At 71.9% G+C, this 10,685-nt stretch carries 11 protein-coding genes; 7 read left to right on the forward strand and 4 right to left on the reverse strand.

Annotated elements, in window-relative coordinates; genetic code table 11:
* The first annotated feature begins 134 nt into the window (after positions 1-134).
* The 4 genes from VNM44_RS00830 to VNM44_RS00845 all read left to right on the forward strand — a co-directional run bounded on the left by VNM44_RS00830 (position 135) and on the right by VNM44_RS00845 (position 4,403).
* Positions 135-1,040, forward strand: a complete 906-nt coding sequence (locus tag VNM44_RS00830) for a PspC domain-containing protein (protein WP_325621565.1) — start codon at positions 135-137, stop codon at positions 1,038-1,040.
* Between the two features lie 6 nt (positions 1,041-1,046).
* The gene (locus VNM44_RS00835) at positions 1,047-2,126 is read left to right on the forward strand and encodes a PspC domain-containing protein (RefSeq protein WP_325621567.1); all 1,080 of its coding nucleotides are present in this window, start codon (positions 1,047-1,049) and stop codon (positions 2,124-2,126) included.
* Positions 2,123-2,758: a response regulator transcription factor gene (locus VNM44_RS00840; protein WP_325621569.1), complete on the forward strand. Its 636-nt coding sequence runs from the start codon at positions 2,123-2,125 to the stop codon at positions 2,756-2,758. Before VNM44_RS00835 ends, VNM44_RS00840 begins: the two co-directional genes overlap by 4 nt.
* Before the next feature lie 178 nt (positions 2,759-2,936).
* Positions 2,937-4,403, forward strand: coding sequence for an MFS transporter (locus tag VNM44_RS00845; protein WP_325621571.1), 1,467 nt, complete (start codon positions 2,937-2,939; stop codon positions 4,401-4,403).
* Between the two features lie 16 nt (positions 4,404-4,419).
* Here the strand turns inward: VNM44_RS00845 and VNM44_RS00850 are convergent, their stop codons facing one another.
* Positions 4,420-4,749: a YbjQ family protein gene (locus tag VNM44_RS00850; protein WP_325621573.1), complete on the reverse strand. Its 330-nt coding sequence runs from the start codon at positions 4,747-4,749 to the stop codon at positions 4,420-4,422.
* A gap of 154 nt (positions 4,750-4,903) precedes the next feature.
* Positions 4,904-6,445 carry a S53 family peptidase gene (locus VNM44_RS00855; RefSeq protein ID WP_325621575.1) on the reverse strand — a complete coding sequence of 514 codons (1,542 nt, stop codon included), beginning with the start codon at positions 6,443-6,445 and terminating at the stop codon, positions 4,904-4,906.
* Between the two features lie 166 nt (positions 6,446-6,611).
* Here VNM44_RS00855 and VNM44_RS00860 point away from each other — a divergent pair, with 166 nt between their 5' ends.
* Entirely contained in the window at positions 6,612-7,022 is a 411-nt protein-coding gene (locus VNM44_RS00860; RefSeq protein WP_325621585.1) for an MmcQ/YjbR family DNA-binding protein, read from the forward strand.
* A gap of 143 nt (positions 7,023-7,165) precedes the next feature.
* Positions 7,166-8,038 (forward strand): hypothetical protein, encoded by an 873-nt coding sequence (locus tag VNM44_RS00865; RefSeq protein WP_325621577.1) that lies wholly within the window; start codon positions 7,166-7,168, stop codon positions 8,036-8,038.
* A gap of 60 nt (positions 8,039-8,098) precedes the next feature.
* Here the strand turns inward: VNM44_RS00865 and VNM44_RS00870 are convergent, their stop codons facing one another.
* Together VNM44_RS00870 and VNM44_RS00875 are read right to left on the reverse strand one after the other, a co-directional pair.
* On the reverse strand, positions 8,099-8,689 hold the full coding sequence (locus VNM44_RS00870) for a hypothetical protein (protein ID WP_325621579.1): 591 nt from the start codon (positions 8,687-8,689) through the stop codon (positions 8,099-8,101).
* On the reverse strand, positions 8,682-9,203 hold the full coding sequence (locus VNM44_RS00875) for an RNA polymerase sigma factor (RefSeq protein ID WP_325621581.1): 522 nt from the start codon (positions 9,201-9,203) through the stop codon (positions 8,682-8,684). Before VNM44_RS00875 ends, VNM44_RS00870 begins: the two co-directional genes overlap by 8 nt.
* A 166-nt stretch (positions 9,204-9,369) precedes the next feature.
* On the opposite strand from VNM44_RS00875, the gene VNM44_RS00880 reads away from it, so the two are divergent.
* Entirely contained in the window at positions 9,370-10,611 is a 1,242-nt protein-coding gene (locus tag VNM44_RS00880) for a vWA domain-containing protein (RefSeq protein ID WP_325621583.1), read from the forward strand.
* The last annotated feature ends 74 nt before the right edge of the window (positions 10,612-10,685 follow it).

The following is a 10,685-nucleotide window of genomic DNA, read 5'->3' on the forward strand; positions in this document are numbered from 1 at the left end:
CTCCGGGTGTCCCGTCGCTCTCGGGAGGCGACGCTGCACGGGGGTCAGTCCCTTGCGGGACAGAGGGCCGGGTCAGGGTCGGCTCAGGGTCATTCCGGATGGTGTCGCGGAGGGGGCGGCGCCATCCTGGAGACATGAGCGAAACAACCACACATATCCCCGAGATCCGCCGCCTGCAGCGCAGCCGGTCGGATCGCATGCTTGCCGGCGTCAGCGGGGGCCTGGCTCGCTACTTCGAGATCCATCCCGCTGTCTTCCGCGTCAGCTTCGTCGTCCTGACCCTCCTCGGCGGGGCCGGCATCCTCATCTACGCGGCCGCCGCGCTCGTGATGCCCGACGAGGGCAAGGAGGACTCGATCGCCACGGCGGCGCTCCGCAACCGGCAGGACCGGCCGTGGCCCCTGATCGGGCTCGGCCTGCTCGCGGTCGCGGGCGCGATCCTGCTCTCACGGGCGGTGTTCTGGCCCGGCGGTGACGCCTGGTGGCTCTTCCTGATCGCCGGCGGCCTGATCCTCTGGATCACGCGGCAGCCTGCCGCCACGGCGTCGGCCGACGCGAAGGAGCTCGCGGCCGAGGACTCGCGTCGCGTACGGCGCTTCTTCCGCCGGCTCGCGATCGCGTTCGCCGTGTTCCTCGCGATCCTCGTCGCGGCAGCCGCCGCCTTCGCAGCCGTCTTCGACGTCCACGTCGGACGAGGCATCGGCGATCGCGACTACGTCGTGACGAGCGCGCAGGAGCTCGACGACAGCTACCGGCTCGGGATCGGCACGCTCGACCTCGACCTGAGCCGGCTGCAGCTCCCCGTCGGAGAGACGCATCTCGAAACCCGCGTCGACGTCGGCGACCTGCACGTGATCGTTCCCCAGGGCGTCGCGCTCCGCGCGCACGGCGAAGCGCAGATCGGAGACGTCCGTGTCCTCGACGCACACGACGACGGCCGCAACGCCGACGTGGACGTGAGCGGGACCGGCGCCCGCGTGCTCGTCCTCGACGCGCACGTCGGCGTGGGATCGCTCCACGTCGAGCGCGCCGTACGATGAGGCCCGATGTCGCTGCGGGCATTCGCGCCGAGCTCGGACGAACGGGTGATCGCGGGGGTCTGCGCGGGCATCGCGCAGACCCTCGCGGTCGACGCCACGCTCGTCCGGCTCGTCTTCGCGCTGCTGGCGCTGGCCGGCGGAGCCGGGATCCTCCTGTACCTCGCTCTCTGGGCATGGGCGGAGGGGAAGCGCGTGTGGATCGCCGGCCTCGCCGCGTTCCTCGCGGGCTGCGCGCTGCTCGGCGCGCTGGGCTTCTCGGGTCGCTCGGTGACCGGCATCGCGCTGATCGCCGCCGGCCTCGCGCTCGCGTGGCGCCAGGGCGGCAGCTTCCACCCGGAGGCTCCGCTCTCGTACGGCGGCATCGCCCTGGCCGCGCTGGGAGCGGTGGTGCTGCTCTCGGACGGGGGCACCTCGACCGCGCTGCTCGCGCCCGGCGCCGTGGCCGGTGCGCTGCTCCTGATCGGCGGGCCCTGGGTCTGGCGACTCGCAATGGAGCGTGACGTCGAGCGCACGGCGCGGATCCGCAGCGAGGAGCGGTCGGACGTGGCTGCGCGCGTGCACGACTCGGTGCTGCAGACGCTGGCGCTGATCCAGCGGGACGCGGAGAATCCGCGGCGCGTCGCGTCGCTCGCCCGCAGGCAGGAACGGGAGCTCCGCGGCTGGCTCTACGGCGACCAGCCGCTCGGCGACGAGACCGCCTCGCTGGTCGCGGCGCTCGAGGCGGCGGCGGGCGACGTCGAGGAGCTCCACGGCGTGCGGATCGAGCTCGCGAGCGCCGGCGACTGCCCGGTCGACGCGTCGGTGCAGGCGCTCGTTCTCGCGGCGCGCGAGGCGATGACGAACGCGGCCAAGTTCGCGGGCGTCGAGGAGATCGACGTGTACCTCGAGGTGACGGATGACGCGGTGAGCGTGTTCGTGCGCGATCGAGGCGCTGGGTTCGACCGCGCGGCGGTGCCCACCGACCGCAAGGGATTGGCCCAGTCGATCGAGGGGCGGATGGAGCGCGCCGGCGGTCGCGCGACGATCGTTTCCGGCGTCGGCGGCGGGACCGAGGTCGAGCTCCACCTACCGAGGGAGTCGTCGTGAAGCGCCGCGTCGTGCTCGTGGACGATCACGACCTGTTCCTTTCGGGTGTCCGGGCCGAGCTCGGCGACGCGGTCGACGTGGTCGGGCAGGCCGGCAGCGTCGCCGAGGCTGTGCCGCTGATCGTCGAGCTCGACCCGGAGGTCGTCCTCCTCGACGTGCACCTGCCCGACGGGAGCGGCGACGCGATCATCAACGCCGTCGCGCCGGAGCGGCCGGGCGTGAAGTTCCTGGCGCTGTCGGTCTCGGACGCGGCCGAGGACGTGATCGCCGTGATCCGCGCGGGCGCGCGCGGCTACGTGACGAAGACGATCTCCGGCCCGGAGCTGGCCGCCGCGATCGAGCGGGTCGCGACGGGCGACGCCGTCTTCTCGCCACGGCTCGCGGGCTTCGTGCTCGACGCGTTCCGTGCAGGCGAGCAGGTCGGCGGCGACGCCGAGCTCGACGAGCTCACGCCGCGCGAGCGGGAGGTGCTGCAGCTGATCGCGCGCGGCTACATGTACAAGGAGATCGCCGCGCGCCTGCACCTCTCGGTGAAGACGGTGGAGAGCCACGTGTCGAACGTCCTGCGCAAGCTCCAGCTGTCGACGCGGCACGAGCTCGCGCGGTGGGCGACGCAGCATCGGCTCGTGTAGGGCGCACCAAGAGGGGCCGAAGCCACGCCCCAGCACCCGCAAGACCGGCGAGGCTGAAGCCACGCCCGGGCCGCCGGAGTAGGGCTGCCCGTACCCCAGGAGGTCGGCTCGCCACCCGGTGAAGCCCTTCGGGCTGCAGCAACCCTCGACAGAGAAGCGACTCGAGGGAGGCAATGGCGTGGAGACGACGGCACTCGACGGCGGACTGTTCGGTGGAGAGCGGCGGAGGTGGTGGACGCTCGGGGCGGTGTCGCTCGGGCTGTTCATGATCATGCTCGACAACACGGTCGTGAACGTCGCGCTGCCGTCGATCCAGCAGTCGCTCGGGCTCTCGCTGTCCGAGCTCGAGTGGGTCGTGGCCGGCTACGCGTTGACGTTCGCGGCGCTGATGCTCACGGGCGGCAAGCTCGCCGACCTGCTCGGCAGGCGACGCGTGTTCGTCGCGGGCCTCGTCGTCTTCACGTTGGCCTCGCTCGCGTGCGGCCTCGCGGGAAGCGCAGAAGTGCTGATCGGCGCGCGGGTCGTCCAGGGAATCGGGGCGGCGATGATGAACCCGGCGACGCTGTCGATCATCACGGCGACGTTCCCGCCGCGGCAGCGCGGAACCGCGATCGGCATCTGGGCCGGCGTCTCGGCGCTCGCGCTCGCGATCGGGCCGCTCGTCGGCGGGCTGCTTTCCGAGCACGTCGACTGGAGCTGGATCTTCTTCGTGAACGTGCCCGTGGGGATCGTCGCGATCGCCGCCGCGTACGCGTTCATCGACGAGTCGCGGGACACCTCGCGCGACCAGCGCCCCGACGTGCCTGGGCTCGTGACGTCCGGCGTCGGGCTGTTCGCGCTCACGTACGCGCTGATCGAGGCGAACTCCCACGGCTGGGGCTCGACGCGGATCCTCGGCGCATTCGCGCTGGCGGCCGTGTCGCTCGCGGCGTTCGTGCTCCTCGAGCTGCGACAGCGCCGGCCGATGCTCGACCTGACGCTCTTCCGCAATGCGACATTCTCGGGCGCGAACGTCGCGATGCTCCTCGTCGCGCTCGCCATGTTCGGCGTCTTCTTCTACGTGTCGCTCTACGTCCAGCAGATCCTCGGTTACTCGCCGGTGGAGGCGGGCGCCAGCTTCCTGCCCGCGACGATCCTGATCGCGGTGCTCGCGCCGTTCGTCGGCCGTGTCGTCGACCGCGTCGGCTCGCGCTGGCTGACCTCGAGCGGGATGGTGCTGCTGGCTCTCTCGCTCGTGCTCTTCGCGCGGCTCGGGACCGGGTCGAGCTACTGGGAGATCCTCCCCGGCCTCGTCGTGATGGGCGTCGGCATGGCGCTGACGATGACGCCGACGACGGCCGCGGCGATGGGCTCCGTGCCACGCGACCAGGCGGGCGTCGGCTCAGCGGTGCTGAACAGCATGCGTCAGGTCGGCGGCTCGCTCGGGATCGCGATCACCGGCGCGATCGTCGCTCACGTCACCTCGACCTCGCTCGCAGCGGGCGATACGCAGCCTGTCGCGTTCGTCCACGGCTTCCAGCGTGGGCTCGAGGTCGCGGCCGCGATCGCCCTGGCGGGCGCCGTCGTGGCGGTCGTCTCGATGCGCGGGCACCGGGAGCAGCTGCGGGCGCCAAGCGACGAGCCGGCGTTCCAGGAGGCGGCCTGACGGGCGCTCTTGCCCGCTAGGCCCGCTGGACGGAGACCGCGGTGCCGTACGCGGCGACCTCGGTCATGTTCGAGCCGAGCTCGTTGCAGTCGAAGCGCATCGCGATGACCGCGTTGGCGCCGGTCTCGCGGGCCGCGTCGCGCAGCCGGTCGACCGCCTGCAGGCGGCTGTCGGCGAGCATCTTCGTGTAGCCCTTCACCTCGCCACCGATGAGGCCCTTGAGGCTCGCACCGATGTCCGAGCCGATGTTCCGGCTCCGCACCGTGAGGCCGAACACCTCGCCGTACACCTCGGCGACGCGGTAGCCGGGCAGGTCGTTCATCGTGGTGACCATGACGTCGGACATGCGATCTCCTTCTCGCGTGAGCTCGTGTGTCACGACGCTATCGCGCGGCCGGCCGATGGGTCGCAAGTCCGGGATGCCGAAGGAGAGGACGGCATCCCGGACTGCTACCTGCACGGGGGCTCGGCGCAGGCAGCCGCGCCCCCGCACACGTGCGCTACGAGGCAGCGAGCGCGGCCACGTAGCTCGGCGCCCAGGGGGTGCCGAACCCGGTCGTCATGTCCCAGCCGGCCAGCGTCGGCCAGCCGGGGATGGAGCCCACGGTGACGGGGTTGCCGTCGCCGTTGTACGAAAACATCGTGTTCGAGTCGAGGTTCCCGCTGATCACGCCGGCGGCGCCCTGGTGCACCGGGACGACGTCGGTGAATGCCCCGCTGCCGAGCGAGTAGAGCCGCTGACCGACGTTGCCGAGCGGCGACTTCGCCTGTGACTCGCGACGCTCGTTCGCGAGCGCGCTGAGCGCGGCGACCTGCGGGGTTGCGGCACTCGTGCCGCCGACGAGATAGAAGCCCTGCTGGTCGGCGGGAAGGAACGACTGCAGGTCGACGAGCACGGCGCCGTTGACGGCCGCGTTCCAGCTCACGTCCGGAAGCCCGCGGTGGTCGCCGCCGATCACCGACTGGACGGCGCTCTGCCAGCTGGGCAGCGGATAGATCACGCTCGGCCCGCCTCCGGTGGCGGCCGGGAGCCAGGATTCGTTCCAGACGACGTTCGTCGTGCTCGAGCTGCCGGGCGCATTGGCCGCGTTGAAGTACGGGTGGTTGAAGCTCCCGTCGGCGTTGAATGCCACATCGCTCTGCGGGCTCCACGTCCAGCCGAACTGCAGCTGTGTCCCCCCGACCGACGTCACGTACGGACTCGAGCTCGGCCACTCCGAGGTCGGGAACGGGAAGAGACGCGTGTCCTTCTGCTGCTTCGACTGGTTCGCCGTGCCGAAGTCGCCGGACGCGCCGAAGAACGAGTCGCCCTTCGCAATGCCCTTCTGAAAGACCTGGTCGAAGCGGGCGGTCTGCGTCGCGGCCGCGCCGCCGAAGGTCTGCTCGGCCGCGGCGAGGCTCATCGAGAAGACGGTGCCCGCCGGGTAGGCGTCGATCGCCTGGCCGATCGCCTTGAAGATGTTCGGGAAGCCCTGGACGCCGAGTGTCTCCGCCGGCGGGACGGCGAGCAGGACGATGTGCGCCTTCGGCGCGATCGCGTACGCCCACTGGACGTCGAGCGCCGCCTCGACCGCCCAGCCGGCGGCCGAGCCCGGCCCCGACTGGCCGTTTGCGTTCGGGTTCCCGTTCTCGAGCTGCGGATTGCCGAGCGGGAAGACCTGCTCGAAGCTCGGGTCCGGCAGGGTCGGAAAGAAGGTGTCGTGGAAGGTCTGGAGCTCGTCGGCCGCGCGCGGGTCGCCGTAGGAGTCGACGAGGACGATCGTCTGTCCCTCCCCCCTCTCCGGGAGCTGGTCGACGCCGTAGGCCTGACGGATGTCGCTCGGCGTGTAGCAGTGGAGGTTCCCGCCTGCTGCCGTGCACCCGGACCAGCCGGGGCCCTGGCTGAGCCATTCCGAGCGGAGCTGCACCGGGCCGCCCGGCGCCTCGATCGTGTTCGAGCCCAGCTGGGCGGTCGGCGCGGCGACGGCGGGCCCCGCGCTCGCGGCGACGAGCGCGAGCGCTGCAGCCGTGACGGCGGCGAGCGCAGCGATTGGTCTTGACATGTCCCTCCTTCGGCAACGTGGTTCGCCCCGGTCTGCTTCGGCCGGGACGGGAATCTGCGTCCGACGCTACGGAGAGGCGTCCCGTGCGGCCATCGTCCGTTCGGCCGACGGACCGGCCGATGTTCGCGGCGGGCCTTCCGTCGTGCAGACTGGCGGCGTGGCCACGATGAAGGACCTCGACGAGCTCGCGCTCGCGATGCCCCAGGCGGAGAAACAGGTCTCCGACGACGGGCGGCCGACCTATTCCGTTCACGGCAAGTTCTTCTGCTTCCACCGCACCCGTCGGCCGGACGCGGTCGATCCGGAGACCGGCGAGCGGCTGGACGACGTGCTCGTGTTCCGCGTGGCCGACCTCGGCGAGAAGGAGATCATGCTCGCCGATGACCGCGGCGTCTTCTTCACCACGCCGCACTGGAACGGCTACTCGGCAGTGCTGATGCGGATTCCGTCGCTCGGGCGGATCGACCGCGAGGAGCTGCGCGACCTCGTCGCGGAGGCCTGGCTGACGCGGGCGCAGAAGCGCGTGGCCAAGGCGTGGCTCGCCGAGGAGGGGATCGAGGAAGACGGGCGAGGCTGAGGCCACGTCCGTCTCTCGGGGCGGGTTCCATTTCCTTGTGACGCGTGGAACAATCCGCGGAAGATCGCGGCCGCCTCGGTCGTCCAGAGGATGAGCCGCGTTCGGCGGCGAACCCACGAAGGGAGGCACCTATGGGGACGAGCATGACGGCGATGCTCGTCGACGCGCCCGAGCTGGGGGGAGACCCGGGCGTCACGGCAACCATCGGACGGGACGAGATCGAGGAGGCGCTCGCAGCGGACGAGCCGCTCGACCTCATCCTCGACGTGGCGCGGCCCGCGAACGGTGGCATCGAGACGACCGACGTCAGCGTCCAGTGGCAGCGTGGCGACCTCGAGTCGCTGCTCGATCGGATGGAATCGGACGCGGTCCTGCTGTCGTTCGACAGGGCGAAGCTCGAGCGCGCGCTCGACGACCCCGACTTCGAAGGGCACGGCATCCGCGAGGCGATCCTGCTCACCGTCGCCGCCGCCTCGGCGTCGGCAGCGGTGGCGGTCTCGACGGCTTCGGGCCAGCTCATGGAGGAGGGCGCGGGCGGCGGTGCTGCGGTTGCCGCCGTCGTCGCTCCGGGCCACGGCGAGGCGGGCACCGCGAGCATGCTCGCCGCACCGACGCACGACGAGGCGACGCTCGCGGCACGCGGAGTCGACCCGGCGATCGCAACGGCGATCACGGCACACGACGAGGCGACGACAGGTCGCGACATCGCGGGGCCCGCGGTGCACGACGAGACGTCCGCGGTGGCACGCGGGATCGGCGTCTCGATCCCGGGGCCCGACGAGTCGACGCTCGCCGCACGCGGCATCGAGCAGCAGCCGACTCCGGCGGTCCACGACGAGGCGACTCTCGTGGAGCGCGGCGTGGGCACACCCGCACCGGTCGACTCCGGCACGAGCTTCGAGCTGCCGTCGGTCGATCCGGGCACCGCGGCGGCGATCGGCGGCCTCGCAGGCGCGGGGCTGATCATCGCGGCGGCGGGGTTTGCCGTGCGGCGGAACCGGCCAGGGACCGCGTAACAGCACCACCAGGGGGAGGGACGGAGGGCGGCTCTGCCGAGCCGCCCTCCCTACTCTCGGTCAGTCGTCGCCGAGGAAGAGGCGATCGAGCTCGTCTCGTTCCGGCGCGTCGCGCGCGGGTGGTTCGGAGGCCGACGCCGAGAGGATCATCGGCGAGCGCTTCTCGAGTGGCCGTGGTGGACCGCCACGGCGGTAGTAGGCCATCGCACTCTCCCCGGTCGGCGTCGTCACCGGCCGCACGATGGCGCGCACGTTCGTGACGAAGAGGTCGCGCAGGGCGTCCCACACGCGCTGGTCGACGGGACCCGGGTCGAGCGTGCCGCCCTCGAGCCGCTGGTAGTAGCGCCGGAGGCGGGCGATGTCGTCCACCTCGAGCAGCTCGGCTAGATCTGACACCACCTCGTCGACCTTCCTGGCGCGGCGCTTTCGGAGGGCGAGGAGGCCGGGCTCGCCTCCAAGCCGCGCGTGCATCACCGCGACGTCGTCGTCGCGGGGCTCCGGCGCCGGCGCGACGCGGAGGAACGCGTCGATCAGGCGCGCAAGCTCGTCCGCCCCGTCGCCGGCAAGCGCCAGGGACGCGCCGATGTCCGGTTGCTCGCCGCGGACGTACGCGGCCGCGAACTCGTCGAAGAGGCGGTCGACGTCAGCCATCGCCGTCGATCATCTCCTCCAGGCGCCGTCGCGCGTGGAAGAGCCGCTGATGGACGTTGTTCGGCGTCGTGTCGAGCTCGGCGGCCGCCTGCGCGGGGCTCATCCCCTGGATGTACACGAGTGTGCAGGCGTCGCGTTCGACTGGGGGGAGCTGCTCGACGAGGTCGGCGATCCAGAGGCGGTCGACCAGCTCCAGCTCGAAGCCCAAGCCGCCGTCGCCGTGCTCCCAGCCCTCCGGCAGCGGGACGTCGGTGGCTCGGCCCTGGAAGTGCTCGGCGAGCGTCCAGCGGATCACGTTGTGCACGACCACCCGGTACGGAATGCCCGGATACCGCTTGCCCGCCTGGAACTCGCGGAAGAGGCGGAACTCGACGTCCTGGGCGACGTCCTCGCCGTCGCGGACGTCCGTGCGCGCGATGCACCGGCCCAGGATCACCGGGTGGTACTTCGCGAGGAGCCGGTCGATGTGGCCGTCCTCCAGGAGGTGGGCGTCGCGCGCGTCGTCATCGGTCATCGACGGAAGAGTCACCGCGGGATCGCCGCGATCTTACGCCGCCTCGAGCAGGGCGCCCGACTGCAGCGGCGGCGGCGGGAGCTGGCTGAATGCAGCGGCGCGGCTGAAGCCGCGCCGCGGGAGCAACGGCCGTAAGCACGACCGGGCTCACGGCTGACCTCTTTCCATGCAGAACGACACCGATCACCTCCAGACGTCCGTCCGCCTCGAGCATTCGGTGCTCGCCGTCGAGCAGGAGCACGAGCTCCACGCGCTGGTCGAGCTCGCCGTGCCCGGGCTGCCGGCAGAGGCCGGCCGGCCCCCGCTTCGCCTCTCGCTCGTGCTCGACCGCTCCGGGTCGATGGCCGGGCCGAAGCTTGCCGTCGCGCGGCGCTGCGCACGGTGGCTCGCCGAGCGCCTGCGGGCGGCCGACGAGCTCGCGCTCGTCGCGTTCGACGGGCGCGTGCGCCTGCTCGTTCCGCGCGCCCCGGTCGACGCGAACCGGATCCGCGCCGCGATCGCCTCGATCGGCCCGGGCGGGCAGACCAACCTCTCCGGCGGGTGGCTGCGAGGGCTCGGCGAGCTCATGGACGCACCCGCCGACGGGCCGCGCAAGATCCTCCTCCTCACCGACGGGCTGGCGAACGAGGGCATCACCGACCGTGCCGACCTCGTCGGCATGGCGCGCCGGGCGCGGCTCGAGGGCGTCTCGACCTCGACGATCGGCTTCGGCGAGGCGTTCGACGAGGATCTTCTCCGCGACATGGCGGACGCGGGCGGCGGCAACACGCACTTCGCCGCGACGCCCGACGACGCGCCGGGGATCTTCGCGCGCGAGCTCGAGGGCCTCACGCGGGTCGTGGCTCACAACGTGACGCTCGACGTGCGTCCCGGCCCTGCGGTCGGACTCCTCGGCGTTCTGAACGACTATCCGTCGCTCGCCGTCGAGGGCGGCGCTCAGATCGAGCTCGGCGACGCGTACGCAGGCGAGCGCCGGCGCGTCGTGCTCAAGCTCCGCATCCCCCACCTCGCCGCGCTCGGCCCGTGCGTCGTCGCGGAGCTCGTGCTGCGGTTCACGTCCGTGGGGGAGACGATCGAGCAGCGGACGACCACGATCCCGGTGGTCGCGAACGCGGTCTCCGCGGCCGAGGCGGCCGCCGTCCCCGCCGACACCGTGGTGCGTGAGGAGGTGCTCATCCTGCGGTCGGCCCGCGTCCGCGACGACGCGATCCGGCTCGCAGACGACGGCCGCTTCGAGGAGGCGCTCGATGCGGTCGATGCGACGGCGGCAGACCTCGTATGCAATGGGCTCGTCGCCGAGGCCGCGGAGTTGCGCATAGCGGGTCGTTCGCTGCGGCACTACGACGCGGTGTCGCGGAAGACCTTGAACCAGCGCGCCTGGGAGCTCAAGCGGGGCCGCAGACTGTAACTAGGCGACCGCTTGGATGCGCGGGGAGCGGAGCTCGTCGCGGCGGCCCGGTCGGCGTTCATCGGCGGCCGCCG

Source organism: Gaiella sp., assembly GCF_035558935.1.
In the GTDB taxonomy this organism is placed as follows: domain Bacteria; phylum Actinomycetota; class Thermoleophilia; order Gaiellales; family Gaiellaceae; genus Gaiella.

Bases quoted from the DNA above. Each gene is read 5' to 3' on its own strand.
- VNM44_RS00850 (WP_325621573.1), bottom strand. From the start codon at position 4,749: ATGTCCGACGTCATGGTCACCACGATGAACGACCTGCCCGGCTACCGC.
- VNM44_RS00870 (WP_325621579.1), bottom strand. From the start codon at position 8,689: ATGGCTGACGTCGACCGCCTCTTCGACGAGTTCGCGGCCGCGTACGTC.
- VNM44_RS00865 (WP_325621577.1), top strand. From the start codon at position 7,166: ATGACGGCGATGCTCGTCGACGCGCCCGAGCTGGGGGGAGACCCGGGC.
- VNM44_RS00855 (WP_325621575.1), bottom strand. From the start codon at position 6,445: ATGTCAAGACCAATCGCTGCGCTCGCCGCCGTCACGGCTGCAGCGCTC.
- VNM44_RS00835 (WP_325621567.1), top strand. From the start codon at position 1,047: ATGTCGCTGCGGGCATTCGCGCCGAGCTCGGACGAACGGGTGATCGCG.
- VNM44_RS00875 (WP_325621581.1), bottom strand. From the start codon at position 9,203: ATGACCGATGACGACGCGCGCGACGCCCACCTCCTGGAGGACGGCCAC.
- VNM44_RS00880 (WP_325621583.1), top strand. From the start codon at position 9,370: ATGCAGAACGACACCGATCACCTCCAGACGTCCGTCCGCCTCGAGCAT.
- VNM44_RS00860 (WP_325621585.1), top strand. From the start codon at position 6,612: ATGAAGGACCTCGACGAGCTCGCGCTCGCGATGCCCCAGGCGGAGAAA.
- VNM44_RS00830 (WP_325621565.1), top strand. From the start codon at position 135: ATGAGCGAAACAACCACACATATCCCCGAGATCCGCCGCCTGCAGCGC.